Genomic DNA, 22,565 nt, shown 5'->3' on the forward strand with positions numbered 1-22,565 from the left:
AGGAGGTGTGGTTGGAAAATCTATTTCGCTCTGCAACGCTCCGTTTTTCCATGTGTTCAAGCAAAGCTTAACCATTATAAGGAGGATCTACGGAATGTCTAATCAAGCTGTGGAGTTCTTATTCTATCTGGTTCCGCTCGGCTCGTTGTTGGCGCTCTTTTACGCGTTGTATCTGTACACCTTCGTCAGTAAACAGGAAGCTGGCACCGATAAGATGAAAGAGATCTCGGCGGCGGTTCGCGAAGGCGCCGTTGCTTATTTGAAACGCCAGTATTCCGGCGTGGCCCTTTTCTTTGTCATTATGTTTGTCATTTTGACGATCATCTCTTTCATGGGCTATCTGCCGAAGGTCGTGCCGTTCGCCTTCTTGACCGGCGGTTTCTTCTCCGGTCTGGCCGGCTTCTTCGGGATGATGACCGCCACCAAGTCCAACGCCCGGACGGCTTGGGCCGCCAGCAAGAGCTTGAACAGCGGCCTCCAGGTCGCTTTCAAAAGCGGCGCTGTCATGGGGCTGGTCGTCGTCGGCCTGGGCCTGTTGGACCTGGCCATCTGGTTTATGGTGCTGAAATACGCTTTCGGCGCTTCGATTGAAGTGATCACCGCCACGATGCTCAACTTCGGCATGGGCGCCAGCTCGATGGCTCTCTTCGCCAGGGTGGGCGGCGGTATCTTTACCAAAGCCGCCGATGTCGGCGCGGATCTCGTGGGCAAAGTCGAAGCCGGCATCCCGGAGGACGACCCCAGAAATCCGGCGGTCATCGCCGATAACGTCGGCGACAACGTCGGCGACGTCGCCGGCATGGGCGCCGACCTCTACGAATCCTATGTCGGTTCGATCGTCGCCACCTCGGCCCTGGCGGTCGCCGCGGGCCTGGGCCTGCGCGGCGTGATGATCCCGATGATCATGGCCGTCATCGGCGTGCTGGCCTCGATCATCGGCACCTGGTTCGTCCGTTCCGAAGAGAAGGCCGAGCAGAAGACGCTGCTGGCCGCGCTCCGCAAAGGGACCATCTCCAGTTCGTTGATTATCGCGATCGTTTCCTATCCCTTGATCGGCCTGGTGCTCGGCTGGAACCGGATCGGCGTTTACGGCGCGGTCCTGGCCGGCTTGATCGGCGGGGTCATCATCGGCCTGCTCACCGAGTATTATACCTCCGGTACTTATAAACCGACCCAAAACGTCGCCAATACCGCCATCACCGGTCCGGCCACCGTCATCATCAGCGGCCTCTCCGTGGGCATGCTCTCTACCTTCCTGCCGGTACTGGTGGTTTGCGTTGCGATCCTCATCAGTTATTTCGCCGCGGGCCACGGCGATTTTAACATGGGCCTTTACGGCATCGCCATCTCCGCGGTGGGCATGCTCTCCACGCTGGGAATCACCCTGGCCACCGACGCCTACGGTCCGGTCGCCGACAATGCCGGCGGCATCGCCGAAATGTCCGGCCTGGGCAAAGAGGTCCGTCAACGCACCGACGCCCTGGATTCGCTGGGTAACACCACCGCCGCCACGGGCAAAGGTTTTGCCATCGGTTCCGCGGCTCTGACCGCCTTGGCCCTGATCGCCTCCTTCACCGAGAAGGTTGGCGTGGAAGCCACTCACAAGATGGAAGAGATCGTCAAAGCCGGCGGCACGGCGCCGCAATGGCTGGAACAGGCGAAACATATCAATCAATTCCTGGACATCACCAATCCGCAAGTGTTGATCGGTTTGTTAATCGGCGGCATGCTGCCGTTCCTGTTCTGCTCCATGACGATGCAGGCGGTCGGCCGCGCGGCCCAGAGTATCGTCATCGAAGTGCGCCGCCAGTTCAAGGAGATTACGGGCTTGATGGAAGGCAAAGCCAAACCGGATTACGCCCGTTGCGTCGACATCTGCACCCGCGCTGCCCAGAAAGAGATGATCCTGCCGGCGATCTCGGCCATCATCGCTCCGGTCATCGTGGGACTCCTGGTGGGTATTAAAGGTGTGGCCGGTCTGTTGGCCGGTTCGACCGTCACCGGTTTCGTCCTGGCCGTCATGATGGCCAATGCCGGCGGCTCGTGGGATAACGCCAAGAAGTACATCGAAGAAGGCAATCACGGCGGCAAGGGCTCCGACGCTCACAAAGCCGCGGTCGTCGGCGACACCGTCGGTGATCCGTTCAAGGACACCTCGGGTCCGTCGCTGAACATCCTGATCAAGCTGACCTCGATGGTCTCGGTGGTCTTCGCTTCCTTCATCCTGACCAACGCGCTTTTCAAATAATCACCGAATCCCCATGTAAACCTTACCGGAATGCCTCGCGCAGAGGCGTCCGGGAGACAACCGTTACAATGCCAATAGCCACCCCTCCTGGGGTGGTTATTTTTTTCGCCGGAAGATTTTCCGGCCTTCGCCCGTGCGATCCGGAAACCGGCGCCCCATCGGATCCGGCGGCCGGTCGCGGGGAGCGTTTGCCGCGCGATACCCGGTCTTTGGATAAAGAAGCATGAAAACCAGCCGGCCAGCGTATCATTTTATGGCGAATCATTGCCTTCACGCGCGATCGGACGGAAAAACCGGCCATTGCGCCGGGAGATGCGGAAAATCTTACGTTAGGTGGTTCGATGGGAACAAACGCTTCCATTGTCAAAGGAACCGCGCTACTGGCCGGAGCGGGGCTGGTGGCCAAGGCATTCGGCGCGCTGTACCGGATCTTTCTGGCTCGGACCATCGGTAATGAGGGGATCGGCCTCTATCAGATGGCCTATCCGATTTACCTGATCTTTCTCTCGCTTTCCACCGCCGGACTGCCGATCGCCATCTCCCGGATGGTGGCGGCCCGGGTTGCCGCGGGCGACCGCGGGGGAGCGAACCGGGTGCTGTCGGCGGCCTTGATCCTGTTAGCCGGTTTGGGGGTGGTTTCTACCCTGGCGATGGCGCTGTCCGCCCGCTGGCTGGCGGGGACAGTGGTCGCCGACAGCCGGGCCGTCTACGCCATCTGGGCGTTGGCTCCGGCCATCGCCTTCATGAGCCTGATCGCCGGGTTTCGAGGCTTCTTTCAGGGATGGCAGCAGATGATCCCGAGCGCCGTTTCCCAGATCATTGAACAGATGGTGCGGGTGGCGGTGGCATTGATCCTAGCGGTGCTGTTATTGCCCTACGGGGTGGAGCACGCCGCGGCCGGGGCGGCCTTTGGAGCGACCATGGGCGGCATGGCCGGGCTGGTCTATCTGATTTGGACCTTCTACCGGAGACGCCGGCAACGGGAAGGCAGCCCCGTTGCCGGCCCGGGGATGGGAGGACGGACAGCCGAGCCTTTCCACCGGACCATCGCCAAACTGCTCCGCTTTACCCTGCCGATCGCGCTGGCCACGGTTTTGACCCCGCTTTTGCAAGCCATCGATTCGATGATTGTCCCCGCCCGGCTGCAAAGCATCGGTTATGCTACCGGCCAGGCCACCGCGCTCCTGGGGATCCTCGGCAACTCCTGGGCGGTCGTCTACTTGCCCCTGATTGTCACCGCGGCGATGGCCTCCAATCTGGTCCCGGCCCTCTCCGGCCTGCTCACCCAGGAGAAACACCGGCAGCTGCAGACCAGGATCGGCGAGGGGCTGCGCTTGGGCATGCTGTATCTGGTTCCGGCCTCCGCCATGCTGCTGGTATTCGGCGGAACGATCTACCGCCTCCTCTACGGCGGAGCCCAGGGCATGATCCTCTGCTGGTTTGCCCCAGCCGTCCTGCTATTGGGGCTGGAGCAAGTCTCCGCCGGAACGTTGCAGGGTTTGGGCAGGCCCAGCCTGCCGCTGGTCCATTTTGTTTGCGGCGCGGCGGTAAAAGTCGGCGTGACGCTGACTGCCACCGGCTGGCCGGGCTTGAATCTGGCCGGCGCGGCCCTGGGAACCGCGGCGGGGGCCGGAGTCACCGCCGTCTTGAATTTGTGGGCCATTCAACGTTTGACCGGAGCCGCTCTGCCATCCAACCTGGCCGCCTTGTGCGGCGGGGGCGGAATGATCGCGGTCTCTTGGTATCTGTCGCGCCACTTGAACTGCCATTATATCCTGGAGTTTTTGATCAGCGGGTTTTTCGGGGTCACCGCTTATTTGGCCTTATTATGGATCCTGGGAGGGATCGGGAGGCAGGATCTAGAAATTATATCCGACCTGGTCGGTCATACGATGTCGCGTTCCAAGCAATATTAATAACGATCGGCGTTATCGGTGCGGAACGTAACCCGGGGATGCCAGGCGGAAAGCGAATGGGACAAGGAGAAGGAGGCTTTTAACGATATGAGTCTGCAGGTGAAAAAGAAACCCGAGTGCAACCTCGCCCAATTGGTGGAGGTCATGGCCAAGCTGCGGGGCGAAGGCGGCTGCCCCTGGGATCGGGAGCAAACCCAGGAGTCCTTAAAACCCTATGTGATCGAAGAGGCATTTGAGGTTTTGGAGGCAGTGGAGTCCGGCCGGCCGGACAAGCTCTGCGAGGAACTGGGCGATCTGTTATTGCAAGTGATCTTCCACGCCGAGATCGCCGCCGAGACCGGCCAGTTCGATATCGATGATGTCATTGGAGGGATCGTGGCCAAGCTGATCCGGCGCCATCCCCACGTCTTCGGCACCGTCGCGGTGGACGGAGTGGCCGGGGTCCTGGATAATTGGGAGAAGATCAAGCAGAGTGAGAAACCCGGCGAACGCCCGTCGGCGCTGGACGGGATCCCCAAAGATTTTCCCGCTTTGATGAAGGCCGAGAAGATTCAAGGGAAGGCGGCCCGGGTCGGTTTCGATTGGGGAAACCTTGAGGGACCGTTGGCCAAGGTCAAGGAGGAGTTCGGGGAGTTTGAAGCGGTGTTGGATCCCGCCGCGCTCCCGGAAGAGGGCAGCCCGGCCTGGAGCCGTTTGGAGGATGAATTGGGCGACATTCTGTTCGCCATGGTCAATGTGGCCCGGGTTTTGAAGATTCACCCCGAACTGGCGTTGCGCCGCACTATCGCCAAGTTTGACAAGCGTTTCCGGTATATCGAAGCGGCGGCCGCCGCGGCCGGGAAAAGCCTTCCCGAAATGACACTGGCTGAAATGGACAGATACTGGGAGGAGGCCAAAACCAAATAGACGTTTGGACCGATAATGAGGGCGCACAGTCGCCCTCATTTTTGTAACAGCGGATGATAATTTTCCCAATCCTTTTTCCGGAGTTCTCGGGACGTTTTCCTCCATGTGATTCCATTACTTCCTCCTCTGGAAAAAAGCAATTTCATCGTGATTTGAAAAAATTGTAATTTTATTTAAGGAATTTCCAAGAAAATGGCGAATTAATATAGTCCACTAATTTTTCCGGAAAGCAGCGAGCCAAGAACAGGGAATGGGGGTACGCTACGGTTGATGAAACAGTCATTGATGCAGCGGATTCAGCGCAACCAGCTGTTGCTGATCATAACCTTTGGCTGGTTGACCCTGCTCGCCCTGTTCATCCTGGTCTGGAACCAGACCGTCGGGTTGAATCAACAACGTTTACTGACCTTGGCGAAAGTCCTTGACCGGACGATTCAACGGCACCCCTCTTTATTCTTGAACTCCGCCGTCCCGGCGGGGCGGGTCAGAGCGGTTCTGGAGTCGGAGGTCGATCCGATTATCCGGAGTTTCCGGCCGGGCTACGCGGTGGGCTTTTACCCAAGTGGCCGCCAAAGACCGGTCATCCTGATCGATAACGGCGGGATCGCAGTCCATAAGGTAGAGGAGTGGCCGGCGGATGCAGTCCGGCGACCGCGGACAGACTCCAAACCCGAGTACGTACTGAGCTGGTCCGGGCCGCATCGGACCTGGCTCTATCAATGCGCTGAGCCGGTGCTCCGCAACCGCCGGATCGAGGGGTATGCCCTGGCCGCGGTCAGCTTGACGAGCATGATGGCATTTGGCGTGCAACTGGCACTTTGCGTTTCACTGATCACGCTCGGCGCCGGTCTGGTATCGGTCATGGCCAGCCAGCGCTTGAATGCGGCGATTCGACTGAATCTGCAGCAGTTATTGTTGATGGATCATCCGGCGCCCAAACCGGAATTTCAAATTGAAGAGTTCGACCGGATCGCCCGCTTCAATCAGAAGGTTTTTCAGGATCTCAAGAACGCTGAGCAGCAAAGGGTGGCTATCCTGGAGAGTATCAGCGACGCTTTTTTCGCTCTGAATCATCAATGGCAGTTCACTTATTTGAATCGCCAGATGGAGCGGATCTCCGGCTGGAAACGGGAACGGCTCCTGGGCGCATCCATTTTTCAGTTTTTCCCCCGCGCCAAACTGGAACCTTATATCCCAGCCGTGGAAGGGGCCTGTCACCAAGGGAAACCTCACCAACTGGAGCTGGAATGGGAACACGGCGTCTGGTATGAGCTTCATATCTATCCCGCTCCCACGGGAATCTCCGTCTATTTTCAGGATATCTCCGCCCGCAAAAACGCCGAAATCCAATTACGTGAGTCACAGCAGCGGTTGGCGCAGCTCCTGGAGAGCATCCACCATGCCTTTTTCACCTTGGACAGCAAGCAGCGGTTTACCTATCTGAATCAAGCGGCGGAACGCCTTTTCCAAATCCGCGGCGCGGAATGGCTTGGCAAGGTCGGATGGGATTTCTTTCACGCCTATATGGAGCCCGGCTTCAGCCGGGAATTGGCGCGGGTCTGGCGCGAGCAGACCGTGAGCCGGTTTGAAACCTTTTCCCAACGGCTCGGAGTCTGGATTGAGGTGCACGCCTATCCCTCGGCGGAGAGTTTATTCATTTATGTACTGGACAGCACCGCGCGGAAACGCTCCGAAGAGACCCGCCTACGGCTGGCCGCCATCGTCGAGTCCTCCGAAGACGCGATCCTCAGCACCGATCTGGACGGCACTGTTACCAGTTGGAATAAAGGCGCGGAAGCGATGTACGGCTATCCGGCAGAGCAGGCCGTCGGTCAACCGGTGGGGCGTCTGTTGAAAGCCCCGGAAGGCGAGTCATCCATCACGGCGATCTTTCATCGCTGGAAAGAAGCGGGGATGAAGGGGACGACCGAGGCTGTGATGCTGCACCAGAACGGCGCTCCGGTCCATGTGGCGATCAAACTGGCGGCATTGTCGGGCATGAACGGCCAGACCATCGGGTACTCCGGCATTCACCGGGACATCTCCAAGGAAGTGATCTTCAAAAAGGAACTGCTCGCGGAGAGAGAACGGCTCTCCGTCACCTTGCGATCCATCGGTGAGGGCGTAATCGCTACGGATCGCCTGGGGCGGATCGTGTCGATGAATCGCGAAGCCGAGAGCTTAACCGGATACTCTCAGTACGAAGTCTTGGGGCAGCCGCTGGAGACGGTCTTTACCGTGATCGATCAACTGACCAGAGGGAAATACGAGGGGATCGTCAATGCCGTCCTGAACTCGGAAGAAATCATTCACCTCCACAATTTGTTCCTCCTCCACCAACATGAGCGGGAAATTCCGGTCAGCGTCAGTCTGGCGCCGATCAAGTCGGGCCGGGGCGAATGCTTCGGCGTGGTGCTGGTGTTTCAGGATATCACCGAGAAACAGCGCATCGAGCAAGAGCTGCTCAAAGCCGAAAAAATCGAATCGCTGGCGATTCTCGCCGGCGGGATCGCCCACGATTTTAATAATTTCCTCTCCGCCATCCTGGCCAATCTGCAACTGGCCCTCGCCAAGCTGAAGCGGGGCGATGATATCAGCCGTTACCTTGAGGAATCGGCCGATGCCACCCGCAAGGCCAGCGACCTCACCAAGCAGTTGCAGACCTTCTCCCGGGGCGAGGCTCCGGTTAAAAAAGCCGCCGCCATCGGCGATCTAATCCGCGATACCGTCCGTTTTGTGCTGCGGGGTTCCAAAGTAAAGGTCGAGTTCGAGCTGCCGGAGGATCTTTGGCCGGTCGAGATCGACAGCGGCCAGATCAGCCAGGTTCTCCATAATTTGACCCTGAACGCCAAACAAGCCATGCCTGGCGGCGGAACTTTGAGAATCCTGGGGCGGAACATCCGGATCCGGCCCGGTTCCCGCTATCTGCCCGGCGGCTATGTCGAATTGGCTGTCCAGGATGAAGGCGACGGAATCCCCCCGGAAAACTTGGGCCGGATCTTTGATCCCTTCTTTACAACCAAGGAGGAAGGGACCGGCCTGGGACTGGCCACCTCCTATTCCATTATCAAAAAACACAATGGCTATCTCGAAGTGGAGTCCGTTCCCCTGGTGGGAACCACCTTTACCATTTTATTGCCTGCTACGAATGCCCGGCCCGCCGTGGAGGAAGAAAGCCCGGAAGTGGCCGCGACCCGGGAAGCCGCCCTTTTATTGATGGACGACGAGGCAACGATCCGCGATAGTGTCGGCGAAATGTTGCGGGATGCCGGCTACCGCGTCGTGCTGGCCCGGGATGGCCGGGAAGTCTTGGAGGATTACCGGCGGGCCATGGAGGAGGGGGCTCCTTTTGATCTGGTGATCATGGACCTGACAGTCCCCGGAGGGCTCGGCGGCCAGGAGACCATCGCCGAGCTCAAAACGGTGGACCCCGCGGTAAGAGCCATCGTCTCCAGCGGTTACGCCAATGATCCGATCATCGCCGAGTACCAAAAATACGGTTTTTGCGGCGTAGCCGCCAAACCTTATAAGTTTGCCGAGTTGAAACGGATCATCGACCGGGCGTTGGTTGGCTCATGAGCCGGAGATTCTTAGGCGGCGCGGCAGGAAAAAAACGGCGCCGGAACGAATCAAGATCATGGGGATCCATCCGCCAAGCATTGGACCAAAAGGCTTGGGGCGGCAGGTACCATGGAAGGAGAAAAATCGGGATGAATATCGATCAAGAACTTCAAGAACGGGTCCGGGAGGAACAGGAATTACAATTTGAAGCGTTTACCAACCGGACGGCGCTGGAGATCGGGTTGAAACTGGCGGAGCGGGCTCAAAAAGAAAGGAAAGCCATCACCATCGACATCACCCGTTCCGGTCAACAGCTCTTTCATTATGCGTGCGAAGGAACGACGCCCGACAACGACCAATGGATTATTCGCAAGTGCCGGGTAGTGAACCGTTTCCATAAGAGTTCGCTCCGGGTGGGACAGCAATTGGTGAAATCGGGCACCACCATCGATCAGCGGTATTATGTGAATCCGCTGGAATACTCGGCCCATGGCGGCGCTTTCCCCATTCTGATTCGGAATGTCGGCGTGGTTGGCACTATCGCCGTCTCCGGCCTGGCCCAGGAGGAAGACCATGCCATGGTGGTCGAAGCCATTCGCCAGTATTTAAAAGCGTTGTGATAAACCCTGTCCGAAGGCAGGGTGACACAAAAGCTCAGAAAAGCAAGTGATAAAGTCGTTTTTTAGTCCATTGAAAGGATGATTTCCGAATTTGAGGACTTTATCACATGGCTTTTAAAAGCGTTGTGATAAACCCTGTCCGAAGGCAGGGTGAACATAAAAGCTCAGAAAAGCAAGTGATGAAGTCGTTTCAAACTCTCTCAGCGGGAGCGTCGATTGTTTAAAAAATTTGTAAATCTCCTATTTCAATAGAGGGAAAACCCGCCGGAGATTGAAGAATAGAAACGAAAGTTGCATGTATCGCAAATCTGGGTGATCGAGGTCCATACTGTGCAAAAAAGCGTAAAGTTGGTTGTCATCGGAATCGTCGTATTGCTGGCCATGCTATTGTCGACCGGCGTGTTGTTATCGGCAGTGAATAACGCGCGGCTCAAACCGGCGGCGCCGGTCGTGTTTCGGAGCACTAATAAAAACAAAACTGCGCTCGACCTGACTTCGCCCGAAACCACGCTGCAGAGCTATTACAAATGTATGCAAGCCGGGGATTGGGACGGAGTGGTCCAATGCTACGATCTGAAAACCTTCGCCCTCGCGAAGCCGGTTCCGATCAAAAACTTTCAGATTGTGAAAAAGATCGTTTACGAGGGTACCGAGACCACGACCTGGAATATCAAAGGTAGTCCCGGCCCGGCCCAACCGGGCGATGTGGAGCTCCAGGTGAAACTGAGCTATCAAGGGGGGCCCATCCCGGTCCAGGATGACCAGAGCGGCAGCTATGCATATCTATTGCGGAAATTCGACGACAAGTGGATGATCATAGCCCATCAGGTACGCAGATGACCGGCGCGGTAGGCCGTTCGGAGCGAAAAAGCCATTTGAACCGAATATTGAATACGATCGCAAAACCGGCGGAAGCCGGTTTTTTCTTTCCCCTCAACCAAGATAAGCGAACCCGATAACTTGTAGCGGCGCCGGCGCAAATGGCCGGCCTAAATATTTCCACCGGCGGTCGTCACCAGCTTGCAATGCTGTACTCCTTTGACGCTGCTCAAACGGCCGGCGATGGTCTGAATCGCCGTGGTATCGCCCCGCACCACCAGAACCTCCAGGCAATGATGGGCATCCAGATGGACATGAAGCACGGAGACGATCTTGTCGTGGTAATCGTGCTGAATATCATTGAGTCGGTCCGAGAGTTCCCGGAGATGGTGGTTGTAGACTAAAGTGATCGTGCCGACGGCCTGGGCGGTCCCGGTCCGCCAGCGCTCCTCGATCAGGTAATCGCGGATCAGGTCGCGGATAGCCTCCGAGCGGTTGGTATACCCTTTTTTGGCGATCAACTCGTCGAATTCCTCTAATAACGTGTTGTCGATGGAAACGCCGAATCGCTGTAAATTGGTTTCCATGGTTCCTCCTCTGTCACAATCAGCGTAAATTCCTCATCTATGCAACGACATTAATCCTTGGGTATATGTGTTTGCGAAAATAACGAACGCTTCACCGTTTTTTCGCAAATCATATGATTCAAATCATGTCGTTGCATATTGCATAATTCGAAACGACTGGAGGGATTCCTCCAATGGACCGCCGGCGAAAATTGGTTCGGGCTTAAAAGCGTTGTGACAAACCCTGTCCGAAGGCCAGGGTGAACCCAAAAGCTCGGGCCGGTTTACTATACTCTACTTTCAAATCGGCTAATTTAGGTGAAATAAAAGGGTTTTGAACCGAATATGTTAATTTTACCTCGATTGGCCATAGTTTCCTAAAGGTTTTACATTTTTGCTAACGAATTCTATTCATGTCAAATCGTTGTCATAACGGTAAAACGGGGCATGGTTTCCAAATCCAAGGGTTTAACATGAAAGGAGAGATAGCTATGAACAGATTCAGCAAGTTTTTGGCAGGCACAATGACTGTGATCGCGCTGATTTCCTTCAGTGTCGTCCCTGCTTTGGCGGGAACCAATTATTATTATTCGACGGGGAAGAGCACTTACTCCTCTGGTTACAGTCTCTATATCCCGGGATCCTACAGCACTCGTTATGGAGCGATTCCCATTTATCGGCCGGCGCCGTCCAAACCCACGACGCCGACGACGCCGACGACGCCCACGACTCCTACAACGCCGACCACTCCCACCACTCCCACGACGCCGAATACGCCGTCCACCGGTTTAGCCGCCGAGGAAACCAAGATGGTCAACCTGGTGAATCAGGAACGGACCAGCCGCGGAATCGCCGCCTTATCGGTCAATTCCACTCTGGTCACCCTCGCCCGGCTCAAGAGCGCCGACATGGTGAAGAACAATTATTTCGGACATACATCCCCGACTTACGGCTCGCCCTTTGATATGATGAAGAGCTACGGCGTGACCTACAAGACCGCCGGCGAAAATATCGCCGGGAACTCTTCCACCGAAGCCGCGCATCAGGCATTAATGAACAGTGAGGGTCATCGCGCCAATATTTTGAACACCAGCTATACCCAGATTGGTATCGGCATTGCCTCCGGCTCGGTTTACGGCAACATTTACACCCAGATGTTTATCGGCAAGTAAAGTGGAAGCATTCCCTATCCATTTTCCAAGTGTCCCCTGAATCGGAAGCCGCGCTCACCACGACGGCGGGTTCAGATTCAGCCGCCACAACCTGGATACATTGGTTGGTTGTAGTCGAAACGGTTTGACAAATCGGAACCCGGATCCATTCAAAAGAGAGGCCGCCGCGGAAAGCGGGCCTCTCTTTGCGGTCCGTTGGACCGGGCGAGCGCTGCCCCCATACGGGTAGAGATTTTCAAGAGAGCCATAATTCTTTATTCAAGCCATCGACCGACAGCACCCTGATCTCGGCGTCGCGACATTCGATGAGCTCCTTGGCCGTCAGATCGGCAATGATCCGCTCGATACTGGGCGGCGTCGATCCCAGGGTCTCGACCAGCAATTCCTTTTGCACCGGCATGCCCGCGCCGTTTTCGCCATGCAGATAGATCAGGAGGTTCAGCAAGCGGTACTTCAGGGGATACAAGCCGTCCTCGGCGCTCTTCTTGACCAGGCTGTAAAATTTCCGGCACAACACCTTATAAACATACAGGCTAAAGTTGACGTCCTGACGCAACCATTCTTCGTAGACCGCGTGCGGGATGACCAGCAAGGTCGAGTCGCGGATCGCCTCCAGCGTGCCGCAATAGGGCAAGCTTTCCAGGCCCTCAACCTCGCCCAGGATCTCGCCGGGGTAGAGAATGGCGATGAAGTATTTCGCGCCCAAGGGGTTGCAATGGTAGGACTTGAAGTTGCCCTCTAAAAGAATATACGTAAAGCGCGGCGTCTCGCCCTGGAAAAAAAGAATCTCGCCGGTCCCGACGTGTTTGATCTCCAACTGACGGTAGATTTCCGGAGGGCAGCGCTTGATCAGGCCTTGCAGCTCCGCGTTATCCATCAAAGCGTTCATCGTTTCGTTCCTCCTACAACCATTATAAAGGAAAATGGAGTTTTGAAAAGGATAAAATTGTAACGGAAAGCGGAGGAGCGTCAAAACGGAGAGGAGATCGACGGCAAGAGGCGAAAGTATTCAGCATAGAATAGAACCAGCCGTTCCGGCACGGACGGGATTCTCCCGAAAAGAGCGGGGTTTGCCCGGGACAGGCGGGGGTTTGAAGGGGGTTCTCGGATGGAACTGCAATTGATTCGAAATGCGACGATCCGGATGAGCTATCACGGACAGAACCTGTTGGTTGATCCCTATTTTGCGGAGCCGTTCAGCCTGCCTTCGTATACGGGCCGCTCGCGGAATCCTCTGACAGAGCTGCCCCTCGCTCCGGCGGAGATCCTGGCCGGCGTCGATCTGGTGATGGTCTCGCACCGGCACTCCGATCATTTTGACGCGGCCGCTCAAGCGGTGTTGGCGCGGGATATGCCATTGTTGTGTCAACCGGAGGACGAGGCGGCCCTGCGGGAGCTGGGATTTACCGCGGCCTATCCCGTCGGTCCGAGTTGGGAGGGCCGGGGAATCCGGATCGCGCGGGTCCCGGGACGGCACGGCAGCGGGGCGGTGCTGGCGGAGATGGGTCCGGCCTCGGGCTTTTTCTTCGAGGCGGAGCAGGAACCCAGTGTATACTGGGCGGGCGACACGATCCTCTGCGAAGAGGTCGGGGATATTTTGCTGCGCCGCCGGCCCCAGGTGGTCATCGTTCATGCCTGCGGCGCCGAATGGGGTCCGGCGGAAAAGATCGTGATGGATGAGTTTCAGACCGTGGCGGTCTGCAAGATGCTGCCGGAGAGCATCGTCGTGGCCACCCACATGGAAGCGCTGGATCATGCCACGGTTTCGCGGCAGATGTTGCGGGAATACGCCCGCAAGAACCAGGTTCCGGACGAACAGTTGCGAATCCCGGCCGACGGCGAGCTACTCCGCCTGGATCTGGGGATATTGCCGGTCCGGAAGCCGTAGCCGCCAAGGAAAGGTCCGGCGCCGAAGAACGCGCGCTTCCGGGAGCGACCGGCACACCGAATTCATTTCCTGGGCTTCGGCGCGGGCTCCGGAGCGTCCTCCGGCTTCCTCCCGGGCATTTTCCCCCGTTGGGTCAGCCATTTCAGTTTCCGCGCCATGATCGTGGCCTGCCAGGCCCCTTTGGCGAACTGTCGGGGCAGCCAGCCGACGCCTTGCCAGAAACGAAGGAAGATCGGGATCAGCGCCGCACTGAAGCAGCAGAAATAAAAAGCCACTCCCAGCAGGAGCGTCAACCAGACGTAAGCCCGCAATTCCAGCCAGGTGCTCCAATAGATCAAGCAGCCGCTGATCGCCAGCGCCAAGAGCCAAAAGAGCAGATCCCCCAGGAAATCGACGAGAAAACCGGTGCGGATCCGGCACCGGAAGACCCGGTACAGATCGAAAAATCCGCCCAAAAACAGGCCGGTGGCGAAGAGAATCAGAAATGAGCTGACTTGCAGTTGCAGATATTCCATCCAGGCTCCTCCCGTTAGAGCTTATGCCCGGTCTGGAACTTCTATGCCGGCTTTGGAAGCCATGGGATAAAGTCTCTTTCCAATCGGTTCAGCCTGAAAAGGTTTAAATATCGACTTTATCCCTTGCTTCTCGGAGCTTTTGTGTTCACCCTGACCTTTCGGACGGGGTTTATCACAACGCTTTTAAAGGAACCCGGCCGCAGGGTCGGGCGCGGAATTCAGTCGCGGAACAGCTTGCGGTTGGCCCACCAGAAAAGGATCAGCCAGCAGAGGAAGGAGAGTCCGAATAAGACTTTCAGCCCGGCCTGCATCGACAGGGAGAGCCGCAGCTGTCCGGCCAGGCTCACCCGGCGCAGTTCCCGCCAGGCGGCGAGGATCTTCTGGACATAGGAGCGCGTCTCGGCGAATTTGGGGGCAAATCCCGGCTGCACGTTGGTCAGCCCGGCGTTGTAGGCCTCCAGAGCCAAATCGGCCCGGCCGTTATAGCGGTCGAGCAGCACCCGAAAATAACGGGTGCCCACCCGGATATTGGCCTCGGGATTGAAGATGCAGTTCCGGGGATCGGCGCAAGGGTCGCCGTAGGCATGCTCGCCGTCGCAGGAAGAGTGGCTGTATTGCCGCCAGACCTCGGGCATGATCTGCATCAGGCCGCGGGCCCCCGCCCGGGAGACCGCTCCCGCCTTGAAATTGCTCTCGGCCTTGATGATCGAGTAGACCAGGTTGGGATCGAGTTGGTTCTGGAGCGAATAGCGGTTGATGGCGGTGATCACCGGTTGGAATGCGCCGGCCAGCACTTCCTCGTTGCGGGAGGGATCGGCCAGCATCTGCAGGGTTTTTCCGGTCGGCCGGTCAACGACCAAAAGACCGACCCCGGTCATCAGCATCAAAAGCGAGGTCAGTAAAAAAAAAGAAAACAGCCAGCCCCGATCGAGATTCTTTTTGGCCTGGAACGAGTCGAGAAAAAGGACGAAGGGACTGATGATAAACCTGACAACGATCAGGAAGAATCGGATGAAGCCTCCCCGGGCGCGTCGCTTACGGCGCCGGGCGGCTGTAGAAACGGCTGGCATGGTCTCACCTCAAGCAGAAGTATTCGCTGCCAGAGTGGGAAACTCCTGCCGCCGGCCTTGTTAACGATCGGCTATTTCCAAGATGGGCCGCAACATCCTCCGCTCCGGCCCGTTTACTTCATTAAATTGCTGAAAAAACCCTTGCTCTTTTTGGATAATTCCTCGCCCACGTAGGCCAGGGAATGAAATTCCCCGTCCAGCAGCACCTTGCCCTGATCGAGATTCAACTGTTGCACATGGAGCCGCTCGCCCTTGATCTCCAGTACCCCTTTGCTGGTCTCCAGGATGATCTTTTCCTCGTCAAAACTGCCCAGGTTGGTGACTCCGTCCACTCCCAGCAGGTTGCGGTTGCTCAATGTCAACTGATGCGGTATCTCCGGCGTTCTTTTCTTCTCTTCCACGGCGATCCCTCCTACCCCACATCCATATTCAAAATACCGGGCGGTTATACCGGGTAGGGCCGGGGGCACCGGAAATAAAAAAGCTCTCCTCCGGAAAGGGGAGAGCGGGTTTCGGGCGTTTTTCCGCGAGCATCGTTACCAGATCTTATCCACGTGCGCTTTGGGATAGAAATGCTTTACAATGTCTTCGGGGGATTTATTCTCGCGGGCCAGCGCATGGGCGCCCCATTGGCTGAGTCCGACGCCGTGGCCGAAGCCCCGGCCTTTCAGCGTGACCTTGCCGCCCGTGGTGGAGATGTCGGTGAGCCAGATCGAACGCATCTTTTCCGGCCCGATATTGATGCGCAGGTCGGCGCCGTGTACCTGGGCCGTCCCCTTATCGCCGACGATCCGGATGCCTACCGCTCGGTAGTGTCCTCTTTTGACCACCTCGAAACGGCGCACCATGCCGACCTCCCCTTGGTTTAATTTCTTGAGAGCCTGGTTGATCTCATCGCTGGTGAAGGTGGCCTGCCAGAGCAGCTCCGATTTGGGGATGACCTTTTCTTCGGGACTCTTCACCGACTGAACGTAGGGAGGCTCGGCCTCCTTGTAGGCCAGCCCTTCTTTGGCGAGGGCGGTCACCCCGCCGGAACTGGCCGAGTACCAGCCCTTGATGTAACGGTTGTTATAGGTCAGGACCAAACCCTTGGTCATCTGGACCGCCTTCCGGATGGTGGGGGTGATGTTTTTGGCGTTATAAGCCTGAGCTTCTTTTTCATCGGTCGAGATGTCGGTGCCGTGGAGCGCGCGGGTGCCTCCCCGCGAGAGGAATTCCATGGTGAAGGTGCGGGCGATGATGGCTTGAGCGGCGTAAGCATTCAACGGCCAGCCCGGCTTCATCTCTCCGGCGACCACTCCGACCAGGTATTCATCGATATCCATTTTCACTTTTTTGCCGGAGTCTTTCATATATACCGAGATCACCGGCGGTTTTCCGAACCGGGTGACGATGTTTTTGATCAGGGTTCCTTCCTTGCCGGGACAACCGGCGGCGAAAAGCACCGTTCCTATCAAAAAGCATACTAAGAGCCGAACCTGCTTGCTACCCATGGAATCTCCTCCCCGTACCATATTTCGATCTATGCAACGACATGAATCCTTGAAGGATATGATTTGCGAAAATAACGAACGCTTCACCGTTTTTTCGCAAATCATGGGATTCCAATCATGTCGTTGCTTCTAGCATCTCTTCTTCGGGGGATTTTATACCTTGAGGTTCCTGCGGGCACGGAGTGCGGAAGGAGGGGTTATTCGGGCGCGGCGGGGCCGCTGGTTTTATTCCCGGATGATCGCCAGTCGCTTCAGGACCCGGGCCACCACCCACCCGTAGAGATTGTAGCCGAGCAAAATGACGAACAGGTCGAAAGTCCGGCGGTGGATCTCGCGACTGTAATGGAAGGGTTCGTCCAGGAAGCCGAGATGGAAAAAGAAAATGCAGGAGCTGATGAAGATGATCTTCCATCCATAATGGCGGCCGGTGAGGAACTTGGTGAACAGAAAGGCGATGATCACGCCCCAGAAAGCGCCGGCCAGGATGGTGATGAAGAAAGCCAGCAGGTTCGACGGCAGCGTATTGTGGTAGGTAAAGACGGTCTCGCCGGACAAATAGGCGAAGCTGTAGCGGGTCAACCCCAGCCAGTGAAGGGTTTCGGTGCAGAGAAACATGACCGTGGAGCCGATGATGCCGGCCGTAGCGCCTTTGATGAATTCCTGCTCTTTTTCGAAATGGTCCATGCTCTTCCCCCGCTTTCCCTTATTATTTGAAATGCCGGACGGAATATGCCGGGACTCTCCCGGATGAGGGAAAGATGGTCCGCCGCGCCCCTTCCGGTAGGGTTCCGGCCCCAACCTTCCCGGATAAGCGGGGCTTTGCGAAGAATAATAAGCGGGGAGAAATTTGCCGTAGGTGATGCCGTGAATCCGCTCCATCCCATCAAACATTTGGGCCGTTACCGCCAGATCGGCATGGTCTTTGTGAAGCACGGCTTCGGCGGAGTCCTGGATCAGCTGGGGATCCTCAAATACCTGCAGTTGCCGCGCAGGGCCCCGGAAACGGCCCATGCCAGGCTCTCATGGGGGGAACGGCTCCGGCTGGCCCTGGAAGAGTTGGGGCCGGCCTTCATCAAGCTCGGCCAGATAGCCAGCACCCGACCGGAGCTGCTGCCGGCCGACGTCATCCTGGAGCTGGAGAAACTCCGCGATGAAGTGCCGGCCATTCCGGGCGAGGCGATTCGCCGGGTGATCGAGCAGGAATTGGGGGCCGGCGTGGCTGCGCTGTTCGCCGAATTTTGCGAAGAGCCGCTGGCCGCGGCCTCTATCGCCCAGGTCCACCGGGCTCGCCTGCGGGATGGCGCGGCGGTGGTAGTCAAGGTGCAGCGGCCCGGGATCGAGCGGATCATCGAACACGACCTGAACATTCTGGAGGATCTGGCGGGCTTCCTGGACCACCGGACCAAATGGGGCCGGATTTATGATTTCGGCGGGATGGTGGCGGAGTTCGGCCGGGCGCTCCGCAACGAGCTGGATTTCCGGGTCGAAGCCGCCAATGCCGACCGCCTCCGGGAGAATCTCCGCCGGGAGTCCTGGGTGCGGGTGCCGGCGATTCACTGGAACCTGACCGCCCGGCGGGTCCTGACCATGGAATTCATCGTCGGCGTGCCGCTTAGCCCCGCGGCGCTGCGGGCCCAGGGGCTGGACCGGACGCTGCTGGCGCGGCGGCTGGCCGCCACCTGGCTCAACCAGATCCTGCGCGACGGCTTTTTCCACGCCGACCCGCATTCCGGCAATATTCTGGCCCTGCCCGGCAACGCGGTCGCCCTGCTCGATCTGGGCATGGTCGGACGGCTCAGCGGAGACCGCCAGTCCCAGCTCTTAAAGGTGCTGATCGGCCTGATCTTCGACAACAACCGGCTGATCGTCCAGGCGCTGATCGACTTGGGGGTAGTGAACGATCAGCCTGTGAATCTGCGGCGGCTGGAGCGGGCGGTCGGCCGGGTCCGCGAGAAGTATCTGACCCTGACGGTGCGGCAGATCCGGATCGGCGAGATCTTCCGGGAACTGTTCGGCCTGGCCTCCTCCTTTCAGTTGATGGTGCCCGAGGAATTCGCGGTGCTCGGCAAGACCCTGATGCTGCTGGAGGGGCTGGTGGCCAGCCTGGACCCGGACCTGAGCGTGCTGGAGATCGCCACCCCCATCACCAAGCGGCTGCTCCTCGGGAAGCTGGCGCCGGTGAACCTGAAGCAGCTGGCTTTGAAGGAGCTGATCGACTACGGGCTGCTGGCCTCGCGGCTACCGTCGTTCCTCATGAACCTGCTGGTCAAGATGGAGGAGCGGGACTTCGCCCTCTCGATCCGGGTGGCCGACTGGGAGCGGATCATCGACCGGCTGACCCGGCTCTTCAACCGCATCGCCTTCAGCATCATCCTCCTGGCGCTCAGCATCATCGTGGCCGGCGTCATCATTGGCTCGGGCATCGGCGGCCTGGTGGCGGAGCTCGGCAACGCCCATATCCTGCGGCTGGAATCGCTGCTCGCCGTCATCATCATGGCGGGGCTGGTCATCTACCTGATCCGCTCGGGGCGAATCTGAAACGGGCGGTTCCGAGAAAATGTCCTTTGGGGCCGCAAATCTCATTTTCGCTCCTGAAAATCGAATCATCAGTCCTAGAAATCGAAAAATCCGGCCGGATAATTACATTTTCCGCCGTGAGAATTGAAAATTCATTCCCGATAATCGAATTTTCCGGTCTGAGAATTGCATTTCCGGTTCTGAAAGTTGCAATATCGCTCCTGAGAATTGAAATTTCCATCCAGAGAATCGAATTTGCTGGCCTTGAAATCGAAATTTCGGAATAGAAAATATCAAATTATCAAAATAAAATGAGAATTTGAAAAAAGAAGCTTATCGGCGAACGGCAGAGGGGGCGCTAGGGCGGATTGGGGCGGGTTCCGGAATAATAGTTCGATATGGTACTATCAGGGCTTGACAAAATTAGTTCTATATCGTACTATTTTGGTAAGGAATCATTTTCCAAAGGAGTGTTGTCGATGGACCAAACAACCGCCCTCCGGCTGAGCCGGGAATTGATCGCGGCCGTGCCCGCCGCTTACCTGACGACCATCAATGCCGGAGTGGATTTCCCGGAGACCCGGGCCATGCTGAATCTGCGCAATCCGGCGCTCTATCCCGGATTGGCGGCGGTTTTCGCCGGCTTCGGGGATGACTTGGGGACCTATTTTTCCACCAATACCTCGTCGCCCAAGGTCGGCCAGGTCACGGCCGACCCCCGGGCCTGCGTCTATTACTGCCAACCGTCGGACTGGCACGGGCTGACGCTCCAGGGCCGGCTGGAACTGGTGGAGGATCCGGCGCTCAAGGCGGCCCTATGGCAGCCGGGCTGGGAAATGTATTACCCGGCGGGAGTGGGCGATCCCGATTACGCGCTGCTGCGTTTCCGGCCGGTGCGGGCCAAGTTTTATCACCAGTTGAGCGTCTGCACCATGGATCTGGCGGAGCATTCGGCATGAGCGGACTGCGGCGGGGCGGGTTTCTGATCACCAAGATTCATCAGCTGTCCGGGCGGATCTTCGCCCGGAAGCTCCGCGCCCACGGGATCCATGAGATCAATCCGGCCCAGGGCCGGATCCTCTTTGTGCTTTGGGAGAACGACGGGATCGCCATCGAGCAGCTGGCCAAGCGGACGCAATTGAGCAAATCCACCCTCACCAGCATGCTCGACCGGCTCGAAGCCGACGGATTCCTGGTCCGCGAGCCGTCCCTGGAGGACCGGCGTAAGATCCTGATCCGGCGGACCGAGAAAGACCGGGCGCTGCAACAGGTCTATCTGGAGATCTCGGCGGAGATGATCGCCCTCTTCTACCAAGGGCTGAGCGAGGCGGAGCGGGACCGCTTCGAGGCGGATCTGGAGCGGATCCTGGCCAATCTGGAGGGAGCGGAGAGTAGCGGCTAATCGGCGAATAAGGCAATGGGCCGGAAGCGTTGCCCGTCGAATAAGCCCCGGTCGCTGATCTTCAGCTCCGGGATGACCGGCAGGGTCATGAAGGCCATGGTCATGAAGGGGTCGGCCATGGTCGCGCCGAGCGCCCGGGCGTGTTCGGTCAGCCGGCGGTGGTCCGCGGCGACGCTGGCGCCGTCCCCGTCGCTCATCAGCCCGGCCACCGGCAGCGGCAGGACGGTTTCGGCCTCGCCCGCGACGACGGCCAGGCCGCCCCGGAGCGCGATGATGCGGTTCACCGCCCGCGCCAGGGAGGCGTCGTCGGCGCCGATGGCCACGATATTGTGGGAGTCGTGGGCGACCGAGGCGGCGATGGCCCCTTCCCGCAGTCCGAAATGGTGAATGAAGCCCACCGCCGGCGCGGCCGGACGGTAGCGGTTGAGCACGGCGATCTTCAGCAGGTCCCGGCCCGGATCGGCCACGGCCCAGCCGTCGGCCACGGTCGGCGGCAGATTGAGCTTGGCGGTGACCAGCTCGCCGTCGACGGCGCCGATCACGTTGAGCAGACCGGGCCGGACCGGGATCCGGAAGGCGGCGGGAGACTGCGGCGCAGCCGCGAATCGATTGACCGATTCGCTCCGGGAGCGGGGGATCAGGCTCCGGCCATTCTCCGCCACCGGTCGTCCGTCGATGTAGGTCGCCAGGATCCGGAACTCGCTGAAGTTGTTGATCACCGCGAAGTCGGCGGGGTCGCCGGGCTGCAGCAGTCCGACCTCCAGGCCGTAATGGCGGATGGGATTGAGCGAGGCGCAGCGGAGCACCTGGAATCGATCATAGCCCAGTTCCAGGGCTGCCTTGACGGTCCGGTCGAGATGGCCGGCGAGCAGATCGCCGGGGTGCCGGTCGTCGGTGCAAAACATCACCTGCTCGGGGCAGGCGGCGATCAGCGGGTGCAGGGCGGCGAAGTTGCGGGCCGCGCTGCCCTCGCGGATCAGGATCTTCATGCCGCGGCCGGCTTTTTCCAACCCTTCCTCCAGGGTGAAGGCCTCGTGATCGGTGGAGATTCCGGCCGCCAGGTAGCGGTCCAGGGCCTCGCCGCGCAGTCCGGGGGCATGGCCGTCCACCGGCCGGCCGTGGCGGCGGGCTGCGGCCAGCTTGGCTAGAACCTCCGGATCCCCGGCCAGGACCCCGGGGTAATCCATCATCTCCCCCAAGAACTTGAGCCCGTCGCGGACGAACAGCTCCTCGATCTCCCGGGCGTCGAGGACCGCTCCGGAGGTTTCATAGGCTGAGGCCGGCACGCAGGAAGGCGCGCCGAAATAAAATTTGAACGGCGCGGTGCGGCCGTTCTGAACCATATAGCGAACCCCGGCGCTGCCGAGGACATTGGCGATCTCGTGAGGATCGGCGACCACCGCCACGGTGCCGTGGCAGACGGCGGCCCGGGCGAACTCCGCCGGGACCAGCATCGAGCTTTCGATGTGGATGTGGGCGTCGATCAGGCCGGGGATGAGGTACCGGTCATAGGGCCGGTCCTCCCAACGGATCGCGGCGATGCGCCCCCCGGTCACGCGGACGGTGGCGGGGCGGATGGTGGCGGCGACCACGTCGACCAGGTTGCCGGATATGCTGAAGCTGGACTCGGACATGGCGGACTCCTTGCGAAACGGATTGGCGCGGAATGGAATAAACTTCAAGTCCGTATATTTTCCACCGGGCGCGGGGTATTTCCTGCCGGACTCCCTAAAAAATCGGATTTTTTCAAGGCCCGCGTTCCGGAGTCCGGAGGCGGGTTGCTCTATCGATATGCCGCAACGGCGGCGAATATGACAGCCGGGGGGCGGAACCGGAAGAAGCGAAGCGGGGCTGTCCCTCGGGAGCGGAAGT

At 58.6% G+C, this 22,565-nt stretch carries 19 protein-coding genes; 11 read left to right on the plus strand and 8 right to left on the minus strand.

The genetic code is table 11. The annotated features are described in order from the left end of the window. Positions 1–94: 94 nt before the first annotated feature. The 6 genes from EDC14_RS06225 to EDC14_RS06250 all read left to right on the plus strand — a co-directional run bounded on the left by EDC14_RS06225 (position 95) and on the right by EDC14_RS06250 (position 10,091). Positions 95–2,248 (plus strand): sodium-translocating pyrophosphatase, encoded by a 2,154-nt coding sequence (locus tag EDC14_RS06225; RefSeq protein ID WP_132013400.1) that lies wholly within the window; start codon positions 95–97, stop codon positions 2,246–2,248. A gap of 341 nt (positions 2,249–2,589) precedes the next feature. Continuing rightward, complete coding sequence (locus tag EDC14_RS06230; RefSeq protein WP_132013401.1) at positions 2,590–4,164, plus strand: putative polysaccharide biosynthesis protein; 1,575 nt, start codon at positions 2,590–2,592, stop codon at positions 4,162–4,164. An 87-nt stretch (positions 4,165–4,251) separates the two neighbouring features. Then, complete coding sequence (gene mazG, locus EDC14_RS06235) at positions 4,252–5,070, plus strand: nucleoside triphosphate pyrophosphohydrolase (protein WP_132013402.1); 819 nt, start codon at positions 4,252–4,254, stop codon at positions 5,068–5,070. Between the two features lie 270 nt (positions 5,071–5,340). Then, entirely contained in the window at positions 5,341–8,649 is a 3,309-nt protein-coding gene (locus tag EDC14_RS06240) for a PAS domain S-box protein (protein WP_132013403.1), read from the plus strand. Positions 8,650–8,780: 131 nt separating this feature from the next. Further along, positions 8,781–9,251: a heme-degrading domain-containing protein gene (locus EDC14_RS06245; protein ID WP_132013404.1), complete on the plus strand. Its 471-nt coding sequence runs from the start codon at positions 8,781–8,783 to the stop codon at positions 9,249–9,251. Between the two features lie 330 nt (positions 9,252–9,581). Beyond that, the gene (locus EDC14_RS06250) at positions 9,582–10,091 is read left to right on the plus strand and encodes a hypothetical protein (RefSeq protein WP_132013405.1); all 510 of its coding nucleotides are present in this window, start codon (positions 9,582–9,584) and stop codon (positions 10,089–10,091) included. 149 nt (positions 10,092–10,240) lie between these two features. Here the strand turns inward: EDC14_RS06250 and nikR are convergent, their stop codons facing one another. Then, positions 10,241–10,657, minus strand: coding sequence for a nickel-responsive transcriptional regulator NikR (nikR, locus tag EDC14_RS06255; RefSeq protein ID WP_132013406.1), 417 nt, complete (start codon positions 10,655–10,657; stop codon positions 10,241–10,243). A 470-nt stretch (positions 10,658–11,127) separates the two neighbouring features. On the opposite strand from nikR, the gene EDC14_RS06260 reads away from it, so the two are divergent. Next, on the plus strand, positions 11,128–11,808 hold the full coding sequence (locus EDC14_RS06260; protein WP_243662826.1) for a CAP domain-containing protein: 681 nt from the start codon (positions 11,128–11,130) through the stop codon (positions 11,806–11,808). Between the two features lie 235 nt (positions 11,809–12,043). On the opposite strand, the gene EDC14_RS06265 is transcribed toward EDC14_RS06260, so the two are convergent. Next, positions 12,044–12,697, minus strand: a complete 654-nt coding sequence (locus tag EDC14_RS06265) for a Crp/Fnr family transcriptional regulator (protein WP_132013408.1) — start codon at positions 12,695–12,697, stop codon at positions 12,044–12,046. Between the two features lie 219 nt (positions 12,698–12,916). On the opposite strand from EDC14_RS06265, the gene EDC14_RS06270 reads away from it, so the two are divergent. After that, positions 12,917–13,696: an MBL fold metallo-hydrolase gene (locus tag EDC14_RS06270; protein ID WP_132013409.1), complete on the plus strand. Its 780-nt coding sequence runs from the start codon at positions 12,917–12,919 to the stop codon at positions 13,694–13,696. A 62-nt stretch (positions 13,697–13,758) separates the two neighbouring features. Here the strand turns inward: EDC14_RS06270 and yabQ are convergent, their stop codons facing one another. The 5 genes from yabQ to EDC14_RS06295 form a co-directional block, all read right to left on the minus strand. After that, positions 13,759–14,211: a spore cortex biosynthesis protein YabQ gene (gene yabQ, locus EDC14_RS06275; protein ID WP_132013410.1), complete on the minus strand. Its 453-nt coding sequence runs from the start codon at positions 14,209–14,211 to the stop codon at positions 13,759–13,761. Positions 14,212–14,429: 218 nt separating this feature from the next. Next, the gene (locus tag EDC14_RS06280) at positions 14,430–15,281 is read right to left on the minus strand and encodes a lytic transglycosylase domain-containing protein (protein ID WP_132013411.1); all 852 of its coding nucleotides are present in this window, start codon (positions 15,279–15,281) and stop codon (positions 14,430–14,432) included. 113 nt (positions 15,282–15,394) lie between these two features. Further along, complete coding sequence (gene yabP / locus EDC14_RS06285; RefSeq protein WP_243662827.1) at positions 15,395–15,682, minus strand: sporulation protein YabP; 288 nt, start codon at positions 15,680–15,682, stop codon at positions 15,395–15,397. Positions 15,683–15,817: 135 nt separating this feature from the next. Then, positions 15,818–16,774 (minus strand): SpoIID/LytB domain-containing protein, encoded by a 957-nt coding sequence (locus EDC14_RS06290; protein ID WP_165907833.1) that lies wholly within the window; start codon positions 16,772–16,774, stop codon positions 15,818–15,820. A 225-nt stretch (positions 16,775–16,999) separates the two neighbouring features. Further along, positions 17,000–17,458, minus strand: coding sequence for a hypothetical protein (locus tag EDC14_RS06295; RefSeq protein WP_132013413.1), 459 nt, complete (start codon positions 17,456–17,458; stop codon positions 17,000–17,002). A gap of 180 nt (positions 17,459–17,638) precedes the next feature. Between EDC14_RS06295 and EDC14_RS06300 the strand changes: the two genes are divergently transcribed. The 3 genes from EDC14_RS06300 (at position 17,639) to EDC14_RS06310 (ending at position 20,693) form a co-directional block, all read left to right on the plus strand. Further along, a complete protein-coding gene (locus EDC14_RS06300) occupies positions 17,639–19,312 on the plus strand; it encodes an ABC1 kinase family protein (protein WP_165907834.1) in 1,674 nt (557 codons plus the stop codon). 458 nt (positions 19,313–19,770) lie between these two features. Next, positions 19,771–20,250 carry a pyridoxamine 5'-phosphate oxidase family protein gene (locus EDC14_RS06305; protein ID WP_165907835.1) on the plus strand — a complete coding sequence of 160 codons (480 nt, stop codon included), beginning with the start codon at positions 19,771–19,773 and terminating at the stop codon, positions 20,248–20,250. Continuing rightward, positions 20,247–20,693, plus strand: a complete 447-nt coding sequence (locus tag EDC14_RS06310; RefSeq protein WP_132013416.1) for a MarR family winged helix-turn-helix transcriptional regulator — start codon at positions 20,247–20,249, stop codon at positions 20,691–20,693. The genes EDC14_RS06305 and EDC14_RS06310 overlap by 4 nt, the downstream gene beginning before the upstream one ends. Here EDC14_RS06310 and ade read toward each other — a convergent pair. Next, positions 20,690–22,327: an adenine deaminase gene (gene ade / locus EDC14_RS06315; RefSeq protein ID WP_132013417.1), complete on the minus strand. Its 1,638-nt coding sequence runs from the start codon at positions 22,325–22,327 to the stop codon at positions 20,690–20,692. The two genes, EDC14_RS06310 and ade, sit on opposite strands and share 4 nt — an antisense overlap. Positions 22,328–22,565: the final 238 nt, after the last annotated feature.

Origin of the sequence: Hydrogenispora ethanolica (genome assembly GCF_004340685.1) — a bacterium.
Lineage (GTDB): Bacteria > Bacillota > UBA4882 > UBA8346 > UBA8346 > Hydrogenispora > Hydrogenispora ethanolica.